This window comes from Amphritea balenae, from assembly GCF_003858655.1.
Classification (GTDB): domain Bacteria; phylum Pseudomonadota; class Gammaproteobacteria; order Pseudomonadales; family Balneatricaceae; genus Amphritea; species Amphritea balenae.
This window is the reverse complement of sequence record NZ_RQXV01000002.1, coordinates 70488-88724: the sequence shown is the minus strand read 5'-3', so window position 1 is coordinate 88724 and position 18237 is coordinate 70488. Positions and strand designations below refer to the sequence as shown.

Sequence of the window (18237 nt, the reverse complement as noted above, 5' to 3'; positions counted from 1 at the left end):
GTTTCACATCATCCGCAGATGGCTCATATCATAGAGCTCTTCTGGCGCACAGCTGATCTCACCATGAGGATTATTTTTCATCAGTCGCATAAACTGGCTTTTTTTCAGATGCAACAGATGCCTGTGGTCTCCAGCTTCAAGATAGATATCATCTTCATCCTTTAATGCATCATCCCAGATCACTTTTAGACCATAAGCCTGACCGACCGCAGGAATAGCTCCCACATCACAGTCACCAAATAAGCGCTTAAGTTCTGGCTCGGTGGCTAACTCAGCATGACAACCGATCAACCGTTCAACTTCAGGTAACACAAGCATATTCATCGCCGGTATGGCCGCCACCAGATAACGATTCTGGTCATGCAGTACCACCGCTTTGGCCACTTTCTTCAAAGGAATGGACGAAGAAGTGCCAGCTTCAGCTGTTGTTGTTGAATAAGGATGTTCCACCATGTCGTAACGGCAGGCTTTGTTATTCAGATATGAGTTCAGCGTCGTTGCTACAGTCATGACCTTCACCTCCGGCATATAAGTTTGTTCTTTCATAAAACAGTATAGATGCGTGTTACAACAATGAAGATAAAAATCAGACATCTGCTTTTAGCAGACCAGGCAATCTCTTTTAGTCAACCTGTGCCATGGCTCTGTTTAACCGTTCCGCAGCACAACAACAAATTACAGCAAAAGGCTATAACGCATTGTTTTTGCAAAGCATCACCAGGATATACTTGACATTATCAAATAGCTGGCCGATCGAGGGAACAGAATCATATTCGATTGCATTTTCCCGATCAAAGCTGATGTTGGAAGCTTCTACTCATAAGAAGATAATGAGTTCAAAAGCACTTAATCCACCCAACTTACTCAATAAACACTCTCAGGAACTTCATCGTTCATTGTGCGGGCATAGGCTTCAAACTGATCGGCTTTCAGAGGTTTACTAAAATAATACCCCTGAATAAGATCACTTTGTGTCAGCTGTAGTAGATTCAGTTGCGCTTCGGTTTCTACCCCTTCAATGACAACAGATAAACGAAGTGCCTTAGCCATAGCTATTATCGCCTGCACGATCTGAGCCTCTTCTTCATTTTCAGGTATTCCGGTAATAAATGAACGATCGACTTTCAGTTCATCCAGGGGGAAACGCTTCAGATAGCTCAATGATGAATAGCCGGTGCCAAAGTCATCGATCGACAACCCAACCCCTTGCTGCTTCAGCCCATTCAGCAATTCAATACTGGTTTCAACATTGTCCATTGCCAGGCTTTCGGTCATTTCAAGCATCAGCAAAGAGGGGGGTAAATCAGAACGCTTTAACGCTCTGTTAACATGCTCAATATATCCCGATTCTTTAAACTGCTGCCCGGATACATTCACCGAAACTTTGATATCTGACATATCGGATCTATGCCACAGCGCCGCCTGATGACAAGCATCATTCAAGACCCAGTCACCAATTTTTAAAATCAGTCCTGTTTCTTCAGCCAGAGGTATAAATTGCTCAGGAGAGATAAATCCTTTTTGTGGGTGAATCCACCTTAACAGAGCTTCAGCACCAACCACCCGCTTACTCAAGAGATCAACCTTAGGCTGATAATACAGCTGAAATTCATTATTATTGAGGGCGTTATGCAGATCTGTTTCCAGTTCCAGCCGCTCTTGCAGGTTACTGTTGATATTCTTAGAGTAAAAGCATATTTCGGCGCCCCCCTGCTGCTTAGCCTGACGTAAAGCCGCATCTGCTTTCTGGATCATTTCGTCGCCGGTTACACCATCCTCAGGGGCGACAGAGATACCCACACAAGCGCTCATATAAAGTTCATGGCTATCAACGATGTATACGTTCGCCAGCTCTTCAAGGATATGGCTAGCCATCGAGGCAACGTGGTCATGCTGATGAAATGAGGGCAGCAGTACGCCAAACTCATCGCCTGAAAGCCGGGCTATCTCAACCTCTGTTTCACCGCTTCGTCCAACAAACTGCTTTGTTCTAAGATTAACAACTGATTTAATCCGCTGGCTTACCTGCTGTAGCAACTGATCACCACAACGAATACCCAAGGATTCATTTACATTACCGAAACGGTCTAAGCCTATTGTGAGCAAAGCGGTTTTATAACCGTTCATCTGGTCATATTTAATTGCCCAAACCATTTTTTCAAACAAGGTTTTACGATTGGGTAAGCCGGTCAGCGCATCCGAATTAGCTAACTGATCGACATAGGCTTTTACAGTCAGGGTATTTCTTAATCGTAGAATCAGCTCACTGGCATCTACAGGCTTTGCCAGAAAATCTGTCGCTCCCAGCTCCAGCGCCCTTAATTTTGATTCCGCATCGGTAGAAGAGGTCAGAACAATGACCGGTAAATAAGCAAACTCATCATGTTCCCGGATACGGCGCAGCACTTCAAAACCATCAACCTGAGGCATAACCAGATCAAGGAAAAGAATATCCGGGCGCCGGTGAGTCAGTACGTCAAATGCCTCACGAGAATCTTCAACACTAATAAACCGACTATACCCCGCCCCTTCCAGATGAGCCTGAACAATCTCCATCATGATTGGTTCGTCATCAACCATCATAATCAAGGCATTCTGAAAACCTGTTTTGGAGCTATCTGAGCCCGGTTCCGTGACTGTATTTGGAAAATTCATAACATATTTTCTCTTCTATACGACAATCATCAAATAACAATTCTGCGATGTATTTCACTGATAACTTCGAGTAATTCAGCGCAATCAGCGCCTCGCCTTTCCCGGGCAGCCTTCTCTAGTGCGGCTGAAACATCAGTAAAGATATGCAGCCCAACTGATCCGCCACTGCCTTTAAGCCAGTGAGCCAAAGCCATTAGGCTTTCATAGTCAGAATGTTGATGAGATGCATGCATCTCATCAATCTTTGGTCCCAATTTATTGGTAAAGCGCTCTACAATGGCTCTGAATTTTTCATTCTGCGCTGCCAGCTCCGATGTCACTTGTTCAGGAATAGGCCAGCTCACAGAATTCGATATGCTTGCTTGTTTATGAATTGTTTGACTATGCAGTCCTGCATTTATCTGTTGTATCACCTGTTCAATCTCGGTAATTAAGTTCTCGATATCTGCCCATTCACCTGAGATAGACTTTTCAAGCTTAGCGGCAAGTTCCGTTAACTGAGAGTAGCCAACCGAACCAGCAGTCCCTTTCATCCACTGCGCCTGCTCACGGATAGCACTCGTGTCTTGCTGCTTCTTAGCTTTCTGAATGAGCAGCCAAACCTCATTAAGTCGATCTATAAAATGCATAACAATCTGTTCAAACTTAGGGTTATTTACCGGTAGTTCAGAATAGATAGGTGTAACATCCAGAGCCACATTTTCATTCAGGCTAGATTCCTTGCCCGTTGAACTATCACACTGCGTTGCTCCCAGTTCACGGACTAACAACCTTATCAGTTTATCGATCTTAATCGGTTTGCTCATATAACCTGAATAACCAGCGTCAAGACATTTCTGTTCGCTGCCTTTCATAGCATGCGCAGTCAGCGCTATGATCGGTAACTCAATTCCCTGTTCGCGCATCTGCCTTACAGCACTGTAACCGTCCAGTCTAGGCATCTGAACATCCATCATGATCAAGTCATAGCTGTTTACCTTAATTTTCTGTAATGCTTCCAGGCCATCAGCGGCTTCATCAACACTCAAACCTTGCTCAATCAGTACCAGACTAATTAACTCTCGGTTCTCGGCAGCATCATCAACCACAAGTATTTTAGCTTCGGGGAAATTCCAGCTGGCATTTTCCTTAGCTATCATTTGTTCCTGTTGCGCGAGAATATCTTCTGCATCAATAAATAAAGCTGTGCCATCATTCCTTATCTCCAGTTCCAGATAGAAATGGCTACCAATACCTTTTTTGCTACTCGCATAGATTTTACCCTGCATCGCTTCTGCGAATTTCTTACTGATCGACAAGCCCAGACCAGTACCACCAAAGCGGCGTGTAATTGAGCTATCCGCCTGCACAAAAGGGTCAAATACCGATGCAGCCTGTTGTTCTGACATACCGATGCCAGTATCAGCCACTTCAATAATCAGCTTGTTTTTACGACGATCGGCTTTAGTAATTACTGTTACTTCGCCCTGGTCGGTAAATTTGATCGCATTACCAACCAGGTTAGTAACTATCTGTCTTAGTCGGGCCGAATCAGTCAACAGTGTTTCGGGCAAACTCCCCTGAGGACTGTAGTGAAGCGCGATAGCCTTTTCTTTGGCCTTAACATCCAGCACCTGTATTACTTCGCGGATAATCTGATGAGGGTTGCATGTCACTGACTCAACATCCAGATGCCCGGCCTCAACTTTAGACAGGTCTAGAATGTCATTAATCAAGTTCAGCAGATGCTCACCATTCACCAGAATGGTACTAAGGTAATGCTCGTTGCTATCTTCATTTTTTCCGTAACCACGCCTGAGCGCCTCAGTAAAACCCAGAATCGCATTCATTGGCGTTCGAATTTCGTGACTCATATTGGCAAGAAAATCACTCTTTGCCTGGTTAGCCGCTTCAGCTTCATCTTTGGAACGTCGTAGCTCAACCTCTTTCTCTTCGAGCACTGTAATGTCATCAAAGCTCACCAGAACACCACCGGCTTTGCCTTTGTCAGCCAGTACGGGAGAGCAATTCACCATGAAAGTTCGCACACCATCCTCAAGCTCCAGGCGAACAGTTTGATTCATTTCAGCCAAGCCTGATTTAAGCGCTTTCAGCCAGGGATATTCTGCTTCTTCATTACCTTTATGCTGCCAGGGTAAGCGGTCAACTTCGAAGCCCATAAGGGATGAAGGCTTGCGATTTAACAGATCAGAAAATGCCTGATTTGCCAGAACAATCTGAGATTTACGATCCAGCACTATCAACCCTTCCGCCATAGTATCGAGCGCAGCCCTTACCCGGTCGGGTACTGCCTGAGAGGGATCTAACTGTTTTAGCATTTTCCCCAAATACAGAAAGTACACCAGGTAGAGAATGATTCCACAGAACAGAAGAAACTGAACCAGAGGCCGCTGATAGAACCCCCATAGCCCTTTTCCGTAAAGAGGCTCAAACTGGAGTTCGAGGCTACCCCATTTAGTGCTACCAGCAAAAATGGGTACAGACATCTGTCGATCGACAACGTCTTCTGAACTATCTGTTTGCCATTGGCTACGATGATTCGCCACATCCACGACCAGCTTCTGATCTGACTTTCGTACGCCTGCTGAAATAATTTCATTATTTCGATCAACCACTAGCTGCAAAACAGCGTCTAACCGAAACAGATCTGACTGGGTAATCAATACCGAACTATTAGCAGCAATCGCCTCAGCCAAAACAACTCTGTCTTTAAGCCGGGTGCCTAAGTAATCCGGAAGAATGCCAACAATTACAGCGATCAACGCGATGCTGATAAACATACTGACCTGACCGAAAGCAATTCGGCTGGTAGTACTACGGGCAGAGATTAGTCGTTTTAACCAGCTCATTACTTTTCCTTCACAACTTTCGGAGCATCCTCAGCGATCTGATTTCCTGAATCCGTCAGCTCATCACCCTCTTGATCACTGCTCTTATCGATAATGGCACCCAGAGACTCATCTTCATCATGATCGGAATCATCAACAGAATCATTTTTTTCGGCCGACATGGTCGCCAAAATGGGCAATGGATCAATAAATCGCCATGCAGGCAAGGATGTCAGTACTGAACTCAGCAACACTCCACTACGTGCTAACCAGATGACATAGCCCACTGACAGGCCTGAGGAAAGCGCGATTGAGCCGCCAATCATTGTTGTTTCAAGTTCTACCTGCTCCGCAGCCCCTTTTTGTAGCTGTTCCATCCCTTCAACAAACTGGGTTAGATTCTGAAGCTGTATAGGATGAGCCATTGCACTCAGTACAGGCTGAAACTGCTGTATAGCTACTTGTTGCGCTATCGCACTATTCAAAGAGTTATAGTCTGGACGTTGATATTGTTGCGCAACAGCTTCAACGATCAGTTTAGGAGAGTCGAGCTGTATAACAGTATTACCCGCATCAACCAAAATGATTTGAGATGCTGTTGTTTGTTCGGGTAACGCCTCAATCTGATCATCGGAGCTGCCTTCCGATAACGACTCAGACGCTTCAGCTACCTCTTCAGCTACCTCTTCAACTATCTCTTCAACGACTTCTTCAAGATCAATTTCAAGAACTACCGCTTCGGGCTCAGGAACCGGCACCTGTATTGCTACAGATTTACTTGCCACCGTTTCAGTGTTCCCTTGTAGATCCGTAAAACTAGCCACTGCATTAATCTCTTTACCTGCATCAGCAGTTGTCAGTAAATAACCTGGCCCCGCTGCTCCACTGATAACACTACCATCGCGATACCACTGATAGCTCAGGGAGCCCAGTCCATCCGGGTCCTCTATATTATTAGTCAGTGTCAGTACGTCACCAATAGTATTACCGCCATTAATGTTTAGGCTTCCTGTTGCAGGATCATTCACTGCACTGACCGCCGCGGTGGCACTGCTGTAAAGCGGCCCTTCATCAAAGCCCTGATCATCGGTAAAGCTAACCTCAACCCGGATAAAGTCACCCACATCGCTATCATCTAAGCTGTAGGTATTGGTGATCGCCCCGCTGATATCACTCCAGCTACTGCCATCGGCAGAACGTTGCCATTGATAGTTAAAACCACTGATACCGTCGGGATCGGTGATCGCGCCGGTATCTGCTGTAAGGGTCTGATCCTCAGTGACAGTGCCGGTAATCAGCGGTAAGCCATTAACAGCATCATTCACCGCGGTCACCGCAGCCGTTGCACTGCTGAGTAACGGCCCCTCATCAAAGCCCTGATCATCGGTAAAGCTGACTTCAACGCGGATAAGCTCACCGACATCGCTATCATCTAAGGTGTAGGTATTGTTGATCGCCCCGCTGATGTCAGCCCAGCTACTGCCATCGGCAGAACGTTGCCATTGATAGTTAAAGCCGCTGATGCCGTCGGGATCGGTGATCGCGCCGGTATCCGCTGTAAGGGTCTGATCCTCAGTGACGGTGCCGGTAATCAGCGGTAAGCCATTAACAGCATCATTGACCGCGGTCACCGCAGCTGTTGCACTGCTGAGTAACGGCCCTTCATCAAAGCCCTGATCATCGGTAAAGCTGACCTCAACCCGGATAAAGTCACCGACATCGCTGTCATCTAAGCTGTAGGTATTGTTGATCGCACCGCTGATATCAGCCCAGCTACCGCCATCGGCAGAACGTTGCCATTGATAGTTAAAGCCGCTGATGCCGTCGGGATCCGTGATCGCGCCGGTATCCGCCGTGAGGATCTGATCTTCTACCACAGCGCCACTGATAACCGGTAAGCCACTATCAGGATCATTCACCGCAGTCACCGCTGCGGTCGCACTGCTGATTAACGGCCCCTCATCAAAGCCCTGATCATCGGTAAAGCGGACTTCAACCCGGATAAAGTCACCGACATCGCTATCATCTAAGCTGTAGGTATTGTTAATGGCACCGCTGATATCACTCCAGCTACTGCCATCGGCGGAGCGTTGCCATTGATAGTTAAAACCGCTGATACCGTCGGGATCCGTGATCGCGCCGGTATCCGCTGTAAGGGTCTGATCCTCAGTGACAGTGCCGGTAATCAGCGGTAAGCCATTAACAGCATCATTCACGGCGGTCACCGCTGCCGTTGCACTACTGAGTAACGGCCCTTCATCAAAGCCCTGATCATCGGTAAAGCGGACTTCAACCCGGATAAAGTCACCGACATCGCTGTCATCTAAGCTGTAGGTATTGGTGATCGCACCGCTGATATCACTCCAGCTACTGCCATCGGCAGAACGTTGCCATTGATAGTTAAAACCGCTGATACCGTCGGGATCCGTGATCGCGCCGGTATCTGCCGTGAGGATCTGATCTTCAGTGACGGTGCCGGTAATCAGCGGTAAGCCATTAACAGCATCATTCACCGCGGTCACCGCCGCGGTGGCACTGCTGAGTAACGGCCCTTCATCAAAGCCCTGATCATCGGTAAAGCTAACCTCAACCCGAATAAAGTCACCGACATCGCTGTCATCTAAGCTGTAGGTATTGTTGATCGCACCGCTGATATCAGCCCAGCTGCTGCCATCGGCAGAACGTTGCCATTGATAGTTAAAGCCGCTGATACCGTCGGGATCCGTGATCGCGCCGGTATCCGCCGTGAGCACCTGATCCTCAGTGACGGTGCCGGTAATCAGCGGTAAGCCATTAACAGCATCATTCACCGCGGTCACCGCCGCGGTGGCACTGCTGTAAAGCGGACCTTCATCAAAGCCCTGGTCATCGGTAAAGCTGACTTCAACCCGGATAAACTCACCCACATCGATATCATCTAAGGTGTAGGTGTTGTTGATCGCACCGCTGATATCACTCCAGCTGCTGCCATCGGCGGAGCGTTGCCATTGATAGTTAAAACCGCTGATACCGTCGGAATCGGTGATCGTGCCGGTATCCGCTGTAAGGGTCTGATCCTCAGTGACGGTGCCGGTAATCACAGGTAAGCCATTAACAGCATCATTCACGGCGGCCACCGCTGCCGTTGCACTGCTGTAAAGCGGCCCTTCATCAAAGCCCTGGTCATCGGTAAAGCTGACTTCAACCCGGATAAACTCACCCACATCGATATCATCTAAGGTGTAGGTGTTGTTGATCGCACCGCTGATATCACTCCAGCTGCTGCCATCGGCGGAGCGTTGCCATTGATAGTTAAAACCGCTGATACCGTCGGAATCGGTGATCGTGCCGGTATCCGCTGTAAGGGTCTGATCCTCAGTGACGGTGCCGGTAATCAGCGGTAAACCATTAACAGCATCATTCACGGCGGCCACCGCTGCCGTTGCACTGCTGTAAAGCGGCCCTTCATCAAAGCCCTGATCATCGGTAAAACTGACTTCAACCCGGATAAAGTCACCGACATCGCTATCATCTAAGCTGTAGGTATTGTTGATCGCACCGCTAATATCAGCCCAGCTACTGCCATCGGCGGAGCGCTGCCATTGATAGTTAAAGCCGCTGATGCCGTCGGAATCGGTGATCGCGCCGGTATCCGCTGTAAGGGTCTGATCCTCAGTGACAGTGCCGGTAATCAGCGGTAAACCATTAACAGCATCATTCACGGCGGTCACCGTCGCGGTGGCACTGCTGAGTAACGGCCCTTCATCAAAGCCCTGATCATCGGTAAAGCTAACCTCAACCCGGATAAAGTCACCGACATCGCTGTCATCTAAGCTGTAGGTATTGTTGATCGCACCGCTGATATCTGCCCAGCTACTGCCATCGGCGGAGCGCTGCCATTGATAGTTAAAACCGCTGATACCGTCGGGATCGGTGATCGCGCCGGTATCCGCTGTAAGAGTCTGATCCTCAGTGACGGTGCCGGTAATCACCGGTAAACCATTAACAACATCATTCAACCCTATTATCAACGCAGACTGAGCACTATAAACTGGTCCCTCATTGGTGCCCTGCAGGTCGGTATAGCTGGCACCCACTCTAACCAGATGTCCAACCTCAGGGTCGCCCAGAGAGTAACTACTTCCCGTCGCACCGCTAATGTCATTCCAGTTCACGCCATTATCTGTCGATATCTGCCACTGGTACGTAAAAGTAGCTCCAATACCATCATCATCTGTAATCAATCCGGTATTCGCACTCAGAAAACTATCTTCCTGTGCGGTGCCGGACAAGGTCGGCAGATTAACAGGCAGGTCATTTACATTCGCTATCTGCAACGTGGAATCACTATAAAGTGGGCCTTCTGCGTTGCCTGCATCATCGGTATAGGTCTGTGCAAAGCGAATATACTGGCCAACATCAGCATCTCCCAGGGTATAGGAATTCAGAGATTCACCTGAGATATCATTCCAGTTATCACCATCGGCAGAACGCTGCCACTGAGTACTAAACACCGCGCCAGTAGTACCATCAGGATCATTAATTATTCCGCTAGTGGTCAGCACCTGATCTTCGATTTGAGTACCGCTGACTGTCAGGGAGTGTGTCGGTAACTGATTGCTAGTCAAATTATAATCGATAGTTAGTCTATCGATTAAGAGCGAACTCCCCAGATCGAATGTAGTAGAAGACAAGAAACGGATCTGAGTATTTGATGCAGTGTGTGCTGATATATCGTAATTATATGTGTGAATGGACGTGTCTAATTGAGGGCCTCGAATCCTGTCAAGCTCGGTCCAGCTGGCGCCACCATCATTTGAAACGTCAAAAGTCACGTAGTCATTCGTAGCGACCAGATTGACCGGTGCAAACTTAATCTCCAGTATCGCAGAGCTTGCAGCAGAAAGATCAACTTCACGGGACAAACCCACATCAGCACCAAATATCACAACACCATCCAGCCCAGCTACAATAAATACAGATCCGCCGCCGGGACCATCGCTCTCATTTATCTCCTGCCAGGGTCCACTCCAGTTAACTGACCCATCATTATTAAAATATGACTGGCTCTCGAACTTATCTTTTACATCTTCATCGGCCAGTGTGTTTACCCAACCAGAGTCAAAGCTATTGGCAAACAGAGAGCTACTTTCAATCACCCCTGATTGATACTCAAGCTCCCAGTCACCCTTTAATGTGTAATGCCCGGTAATATCATCACTGGCTGCTATATCTGCTCCGGTCAATTGAGCCAGATTATTCACAAAGCTCACACCGACGTCAGTTTCCGCCAGATTACAGCCGTAAATCAGCAGATCTGCTGTATCGGTTAGAGAAGCCTGCCAGGCTTCCAGCTGCCCGGAATAGTCATCCAGATTACCCGTATTTAAAGTCGTTGCACCCAGCTGCAGTTCTCCATCAGAACCATGGCTGATAATGTGGATTGTATCTATCTGATTATATGAACTGAGAATATCAGTCATATTCTCGATGCCATCACCGGTAGGATTAAGTATCACGGTAATAGTTGAGTTGTCGTTCGAATCGACCTGAGACATAAGGTCCTGATAGTCCGGCACCCGACTATCTATAAAAATGATCTCGCGAACGTCTGAAAGGGACGCTAATCCTTGATCGTCTGAATCGATTAATTCAGGTTTGGAGGGCGGTGCGGGAAAAGAACTTTCCTGCCCATTTGTTGTAACGGGGAGTAACTCTTCAATACTGTATAACTTTTCATAATCAGGCTCGTCAGCCAGATCTGTGGTGACGGCAAAGACTGCCGCCACAGGATCTGCAGATAGCAGAATACGTGGCTCTACCCTTTCCAGTAGCAAACTGGTGACTGAAGCTGATGTTCGCCGCTTTACGGACATCCATTCCCCTTTGCATATAAAACAATGCAATACAACGGTATAAATTACTAAGTATGTCCCTTACAGCACCGCTATAAAATTAAAGCCCTAGCTTTTCTAACCGGTTATCTCCTGCCGGAATATCTGCCAGAACCGTTACCAGACTCTGCTTTCGAAAACGAGTTACCTGTTCAGGCTGGTAACCATATCGTGAGATTAGACGGGATCGTTCATTAGCAGAACGATCATTATAAAAAACCCCCAGAGAGACTGAACCTTTATAAGCACCATAGTTGAGATACTCAACGTCCTTCAATCCGTAACTCCTCAATTCGGTGACTGCTGTCGCCAAAGCCTGCTTGCTACCCCGCAATAGCAAGATATAACCGATCTTACGCACCTCTTCTGAAGTCTCTGTAGTAAAGGCGATATTTTCAGTATTCAGTAAGCCGCTAACCTGCTGAAACTTATCAGTTTTATAAGGTCCCAGAACAACGCTTTTCAGCACAACAGAAGGCTCCTGTTCCGCATCAGTTTCCTGCGTAGTTACCTGATTAGTTGCCTGAATAGCTGTCTGCACAACTGCCTGAGTAGCTGCCTGTATAGCTGTCTGCGCAACTGCCTGAGTAGTTGCCTGAGTAGCTGCCTGCGACTGGTCCGACGCAATAGCATCTCCTGTCTGTACCGGTGTAAGCTCGTTCACAACATCAGTTGATTCTTCAGTAGCCGGTACCGCAGATAGATCTGCTTCCTTTCCAAGAACCAGACGGTCTACTTCCTTTTGTTCTACAGCCATTTGCTCAGATGCGGTCGACGCTATAGCTGTTTCAGGTGCTACCAGATCCGCATCAATCGCCTCAGGTACAGCAACTTCAGGATCTTTAATATCAGATACTTTATGTTCAGGTTCTTGATCTTCAGGCTCTTTATTCTCAGAAAATGCTACTTGTTCAGCTATTTCAATTTTGGTTTCTGGGGTATTTACCGGGGAATTTTCGGTTCTATCATCAGCCTGATCAGAACCTTTGCTTACATCGGCAACATTTACTGCAACTTTGCTAGTTTCAGATTCCTGCTCCTCCTCAGACCGAACCTCAAGCTGCCCGGTAAACTTCAAGTCACACTTAATTCCTGCTGGAATCTTCTTATCGGGATTAGCCATCTCCAGCTGAACCCCAAAAGCACTACTACCGACATCACCGACCGGATCAATAGCAATAACCCGGGCCTGCATTGCCTCTTGAGACAGAACTTCCGGATAAACCTCAGCCAACATGCCACGCTGTAACGAGCCAAAATGCTTAATAGGCACCATGGTTTCAATATACAAAGGATCTAACGTAACAATACGTACCACAGGATCTTCGTCTACGTATTCCCCTCTGAATTTAAGGTTGCGCTGTACCACTCCATCCACTGGACTACGGACAATACGCTGTTCCAGTAATGTCTGAGCACGATACAGCTCCAATTCTCTTATCTTAGCTTGTTCGCGAGCCTGTTTAATCGCCGCGGATGAAAGCTTTACCGCCCTCTCGGCCTGCTCTTTATCCTGTTCTGATACCGCTTTCGAATGATATAAATTGGTCAACCGTTTATAGGCATAACGATCATAATCCAGGTTGATCTGGCCACCTTCCAACTCAGACTCAATAGCTGCGCGGGCTTCGGCAAGCATTACTGAAACCTGCTCGACCCGATCATCTAACTGAGCAATTTTTTGACCTTGGGTAACAGCATCACCACGTCTGACTAGTACCTCGGTAATGACTCCAGCTGAAAGGCTGCTCAAATCGATTTTTTCTGACGGATTGATAATACAGTCCAAGGCGGGCAACTGGTCAGCCACATCGGCAGAGGCTGACAGGGGAAGAGAAAACAACACTGAAGCAATCACATTAAACAACGTAAAGGGTCGCAAATCAGTTTCCTTTTTATGGCCGCTCAGACACTATCAGGCTGAGTTCAAATGCTTTTAATAAACCAGAATTCACGCCCCAACGCCCAAAGCTCACTGGCAAGGCTACGGGGGGCATGACTGAATTTAACTATTGCCGTTTTTGCCGGTACTCGTTCTTCCTGAACAAGTTCTGTATAAGATATCGGTATCTCAAGATTAAACTGAAATACAGGATACAATGTTTTTATACCAGAAGTGTCTTGTATATCAATCATTAACTCCCCTCCATGGGCACTTCCCAGCACCGCATCGGGCAGATAAGAAACCGCTTGGGGAACAGAACGAATATTCTCAGCCGGTATCTCAATGCCCTGAAAACCGGAGAAACTAACTTCAGCTGACAGTTCTCCCTTGCTGAGAGCATCCGCATCGGCAACTGAAACTACCGTTTGAAGCTCAAAATGCCCCGGTTGATATATAAAGCCTACTAGCTCACCTTTTTTCAGATAACGACCGGGGAGATCCTGCCAGTTATCTATCGTTAACTTCCCAGCCTGAGCCGCCGTCACAGCAAGCCCTTCAACCTGTGCTTCAAGATAGTTAAGTTCAGTAGTCAGAGAACTAATCTGCTCCTCAATGATGGTGGCGCGCTGGGGGTCATCGAGTAAAACAGACGCATGCAGGTTATATGTTTTTTTAAGTTCCGCGCTCAACTTATCTCGCTGAGCAATAAGCTCCGGGTTATCTAACAGCATAACGACGTCACCGGGATTCACACCGGCACCTGAAGAGAGACTCATCGATCTGACGAAACCATCAACCGAGGTCCGCAGATAGGCGGTTTCAGGCAATACCACCACGGCTTCAGCAATAACAGTCGTTCTGACCGGTATAACCAACATCAAAACCGAAAGACTTAATGCTGATATTGTTACTCCCGTAAAGCGCTGTATTCTTTGCTGCACAACAGCAGCCTGCCAAACCTCTTTAAGAAAAGTGGCCACTGGCCAGATGAGCTGTATCCCAATGGCCCAGGCTGCGAGCAACAGACCCAACCAGAGAAAATAGCCACTCACCAGGTATGCAATAACGCCGATAATAAACAAGCGGTAACAAAGTGCGGCGGGACCATATAACACTAACCATTTTTTTTCGTAAGCCTGACAGGTAAAAACATCCTTTGAATTACGTAATTTAAATATCTGAGAAAAGAAAAACCGACGTACAAGTTGCTGAGAACGGGAGGCGAGATTGGGCACGTCAATCCAGTCAGACAGAAAATAGTACCCATCAAATCTCAGCAACGGATTAGCATTAAAGACAATAGTCGATACGGAGCCGGCAAGCGCAACAATAAAACCGATCTCTTGCAATAAAACCGAGTCACTGAAGTACCAGAACATCAATCCAATCGCTGCGACAAGCATCTCGGCCATCACTCCTGCAGCAGACACCAGCATACGGAGTTTTTTACTCTGAAAATGGGAGCTTTCAGATGCGTCTACAAAAGGAACCGGCATGAAAACCAGCATCAATATTCCGGCTCGCTTTACCTGACCTCCACCAAACCAGACCGCTAGTCCATGGCCTAGTTCATGTATCAGCTTCAGAACAGGATATACCAGCCAAAACAACAAAATATATAAAGGGTCGCCCGCCCGGGCATTGAAGTAACTTACTAAATCATCATGGTTATTTAGCCATAACAGCAGGCCACAAAAAATAAACACGCACCATAGCATCCCAAATCCTGCATTGAACAGATAACGGCATAGGGGTGCTAAGGGCTTAAGAATAAACTCAGGGTTAAAACTGAACAGATTAAAACCCACAGGATTAAGAAGCCGCTTCTTCTTAGCCTTCTGAGTAGCCGTCTTCTGGCCTGGACCTGAACCTGAACCTGAACCCGGCAATAGAAACCCCAGCTCCAGCAGTTGTACAAACTGAGCAGCCAGCTGCTCTGATGTAATCTCTGTATCCGTATCCTGCCATATCTCTAACGGCGTGATATGACCATCTAACTGCTGTAGCATCCGGTAAGACAGATCATCAATACGATACTGTAGGTCAGAACTGTTTTTCTGAATTAACCACCACACCTGCCCTTTATCAGTCCGCTGACTGAACCTGAGCCCATCGACGCAGGTTAGCTTTAAGGTTTTCACCCGATCCCAGTGGTTAGCCTCTGTCAGGGTCAGGTTATCGCCTTGCATCATGGCAGAATCTGCCAGGCTTTGAGCCGCAGCCATTGCAGTAACGGCTCAAACAAAACAATTCCCAACGACTTGCTACCTACAATGACATCGGCAGTGCCGGCCATTCCGGGACGTAAGTTATTATCGATAACACCCAGCAATCGCCCCTCACAGCGATAATATCTTTGCCCCTGGTCCGGCGTAAAAATGGAGGAAACCCTATCGATCTCAACCGGGAATGACGTATTGCCAAGCCCACTTAATAAAATTTCACCTTTTTGACCTTTGGCAACGTACCGAATATCAGTTTCATCCACATTGAATACCACCCGATAATCGCCAACCGGGGCCATTTCAAACAATGCCTGGCCTCGTTCAACAGCGGTGCCACTGGCCCGTCCCATATCTCCGGATATAATCTGCCCCGAAATAGGTGCTTTAAGTTCTAAGCGGCTTAATTGCTGCTCAAGTAAACGAATATCTATCTCTGCAATATCCCGCTGCAAAGCAAACTGTTGTGCTTCACTGTAATTGAGCTGAGAAAGCGCCAACCGATGTTGTTTATCAGCTACCTTAAGATCATTACTAACCTGTTCTAACTGCAATCTAAATTCTGATTCATCCAGCGTTGCTAATAACTGTCCCTGACTAACCCGATCACCGGCTTTAACATTGATCGATTTCAGAAAACCATCAACAGGCACGGTGACAGAACGCTGAACCCGCCCTTCAACCACAACCGGGGATTTAATTGAATGGTCGACGGGCAGCCATAAACAGAGCACCAGCGTTATCAAACTGACAACGGATGACTTGGGGTAGGACTTAATCAGGTTAACAGTACGCTGAAAATACGATTCAGTAGATGCAGGACCAACGGGGGCGTCATCAGAGATCACCGGTTCGGATAATATTAAACGCTGTTCTATTGACGCTTGCCGGTCTAGCACCCGAAACCAGGCAATACCCCAGTTTATCAGTGAAAGTTGGTATTTTGGATTCACATCTGCGCTGGAAAAACAGACCAGAAGCACATATTGCTTGCCCTTTTTAGCCTTAAACATCTGAGCGATAATGCAAGGAGAACCCGGCGCTTCAACCTCATAGCTTATGACAGCATTCTGTCCGGCTAACGCAAGCTCAGCCTGTTTTTTAAATTGTAAGACTGATGCGCAATCGCCCGTTTCTGGCCAACAATGATCCAGTTCTAATTGCCCATTAGAAACGGAAAAAAGTCCTGCATTATGCGCCCCTGTCAGCATGCCACAAACTGTATTCAACCAGTCGTTAAGCAACAGCATCTCCCGCTGAATATACATCCAGTTTTATTATTCGCTTCCATCGCTCAATTCAAATCTTGAAATGTAAAACTCCATGCCCTGAATCTAACAAGTTGTATGAATCAATAACACCCTGATTACCAAGAATATAATTAGATTCTCAAGGAATAGTAAGCACCGTCTACCGAGAATGGGTAATAAACCCGATTTCTCTATCTGAATAAACTGACCTGAAAACACAAAACAACCCGCATTTCCAAAACTCTTATAAAGCCTATCAACACGGTATGGTTAGAGCCGCTATCAATAGCTATAGTTTTTATTATCAGCTCTAACTAACTTACGTTCTCAGCAAGAGACAGAGGCTATCCGATATGAGCAGCATTACAGATATTATCCTGATTACGATGATAAATGACGGCAATAACGATCAGGATAAAAGTAAAACAGCAAATGCCGACCTTATCAGCAACTACATCAAACAAAATACGCCTCTCAGCGGGCTAATAAAGGTTGAGCCCTATGCTGGCGAAAAACAAAGTATGCAATGTGACATATTTATGTGCGCAACTAATAATCTGAATACAGCCGGGCTTATTGAGTTGTTTAATCACATACAATGGCAAGACCCTGATTGCGTACAACTGATGCTTAAACAGGAAGCTGATGATGCATTCTCAATTCACACGCCGGTACAGGTGTACCCAGGGTAACCAGCGTTCATATATGAGCTTTGTCATTATTACTAAGAGTACCGGATCCGTAACCTACAGGATTCAAACAGCACCTATTTGTTGGCTAGAATAACAGGGGCTGCGATGTAAATTTAGTTATGACCTGAACGTTCTATTGAGCGATTAAGGTGTCTACTAATGGCTGGTCAATTCACTCAGTACAGAAACCTACCCTGATGTTTATCCTGCTGGCTACCTGTAGGTTGTTCTAGCAGTAACATTCCTGCCCAACCTGGCTTTGTTCCTGCCACGGATGCTGATGGGGATCGGTTAAATAGGTTATTTCATGGTCCGGATAAGCATCCGGACCATGAATCCGGGAATCAGCAGTATCACAAGCTGTGATCAGGGCGTAAGCTTCTGACGCTTTCCTGAAATTTCCAGAACAGTTTTGGAGTAGGTCAGCTTTTGTATGATCTGCCCATCTTTAAAATGAAGCACATCAATACCACGGCGTACCTCAGGCTCTCCATCAAAACCTGGTTCAATTGAAGGCCAGTGGAACTCCCATCGGTACAGCGCTTTCTGCTCTACTTCATCAACAAAGATATCTTCATCAATAAAATAAAAACCTTCATGTTCCTTAAACCAGGGTGACCAGCCATCCTCCAGATCATTTTTACCCTCGACCCGGTTACCGTTCCAGTGCTCAAACAATATATCCTCATGAAACAGCGCCATAACCGCTTCAAAATCGTGACGCCCCCAAGCTGCTATCCAACCCTTTAGAGCAATCAACATTTCTTCACGTGATAACATTTATTCCCCCTAAAACAACTATGACTAGTTATGTATTTTGTAGGTATTCTGC

The 18237-nt window shown here is 46.8% G+C and carries 9 protein-coding genes; 1 reads left to right on the top strand and 8 read right to left on the bottom strand.

Annotated features, from left to right (window positions below; all coding sequences use genetic code 11):
* Nucleotides 1-3: 3 nt before the first annotated feature.
* The 7 genes from EHS89_RS04755 to EHS89_RS04725 form a co-directional block, all read right to left on the bottom strand.
* Nucleotides 4-510: an aminoacyl-tRNA deacylase gene (locus EHS89_RS04755; protein ID WP_170167415.1), complete on the bottom strand. Its 507-nt coding sequence runs from the start codon at nt 508-510 to the stop codon at nt 4-6.
* Between the two features lie 354 nt (nt 511-864).
* Nucleotides 865-2655, bottom strand: coding sequence for a putative bifunctional diguanylate cyclase/phosphodiesterase (locus EHS89_RS04750; protein ID WP_124924985.1), 1791 nt, complete (start codon nt 2653-2655; stop codon nt 865-867).
* A 29-nt stretch (nt 2656-2684) separates the two neighbouring features.
* Entirely contained in the window at nt 2685-5504 is a 2820-nt protein-coding gene (locus EHS89_RS04745; RefSeq protein ID WP_124924984.1) for a response regulator, read from the bottom strand.
* Nucleotides 5504-11338, bottom strand: a complete 5835-nt coding sequence (locus EHS89_RS04740; protein WP_124925332.1) for a DUF4347 domain-containing protein — start codon at nt 11336-11338, stop codon at nt 5504-5506. Before EHS89_RS04740 ends, EHS89_RS04745 begins: the two co-directional genes overlap by 1 nt.
* A 79-nt stretch (nt 11339-11417) precedes the next feature.
* Nucleotides 11418-13238: an efflux RND transporter periplasmic adaptor subunit gene (locus EHS89_RS04735; protein ID WP_170167414.1), complete on the bottom strand. Its 1821-nt coding sequence runs from the start codon at nt 13236-13238 to the stop codon at nt 11418-11420.
* Between the two features lie 44 nt (nt 13239-13282).
* The gene (locus EHS89_RS04730) at nt 13283-15466 is read right to left on the bottom strand and encodes a hypothetical protein (RefSeq protein WP_124924982.1); all 2184 of its coding nucleotides are present in this window, start codon (nt 15464-15466) and stop codon (nt 13283-13285) included.
* Complete coding sequence (locus EHS89_RS04725; protein WP_188885303.1) at nt 15430-16707, bottom strand: efflux RND transporter periplasmic adaptor subunit; 1278 nt, start codon at nt 16705-16707, stop codon at nt 15430-15432. Before EHS89_RS04725 ends, EHS89_RS04730 begins: the two co-directional genes overlap by 37 nt.
* Nucleotides 16708-17066: 359 nt before the next feature.
* Between EHS89_RS04725 and EHS89_RS04720 the strand changes: the two genes are divergently transcribed.
* A complete protein-coding gene (locus EHS89_RS04720) occupies nt 17067-17405 on the top strand; it encodes a hypothetical protein (RefSeq protein ID WP_124924980.1) in 339 nt (112 codons plus the stop codon).
* A 366-nt stretch (nt 17406-17771) separates the two neighbouring features.
* On the opposite strand, the gene EHS89_RS04715 is transcribed toward EHS89_RS04720, so the two are convergent.
* Nucleotides 17772-18185 carry a nuclear transport factor 2 family protein gene (locus EHS89_RS04715; RefSeq protein WP_124924979.1) on the bottom strand — a complete coding sequence of 138 codons (414 nt, stop codon included), beginning with the start codon at nt 18183-18185 and terminating at the stop codon, nt 17772-17774.
* Between the last annotated feature and the right edge of the window lie 52 nt (nt 18186-18237).

Coding starts and splice junctions, on each gene's coding strand:
- EHS89_RS04730 (WP_124924982.1), bottom strand. CDS start 15,466: ATGGCTGCGGCTCAAAGCCTGGCAGATTCTGCCATGATGCAAGGCGAT.
- EHS89_RS04745 (WP_124924984.1), bottom strand. CDS start 5,504: ATGAGCTGGTTAAAACGACTAATCTCTGCCCGTAGTACTACCAGCCGA.
- EHS89_RS04720 (WP_124924980.1), top strand. CDS start 17,067: ATGAGCAGCATTACAGATATTATCCTGATTACGATGATAAATGACGGC.
- EHS89_RS04755 (WP_170167415.1), bottom strand. CDS start 510: ATGACTGTAGCAACGACGCTGAACTCATATCTGAATAACAAAGCCTGC.
- EHS89_RS04715 (WP_124924979.1), bottom strand. CDS start 18,185: ATGTTATCACGTGAAGAAATGTTGATTGCTCTAAAGGGTTGGATAGCA.
- EHS89_RS04750 (WP_124924985.1), bottom strand. CDS start 2,655: ATGAATTTTCCAAATACAGTCACGGAACCGGGCTCAGATAGCTCCAAA.
- EHS89_RS04740 (WP_124925332.1), bottom strand. CDS start 11,338: ATGTCCGTAAAGCGGCGAACATCAGCTTCAGTCACCAGTTTGCTACTG.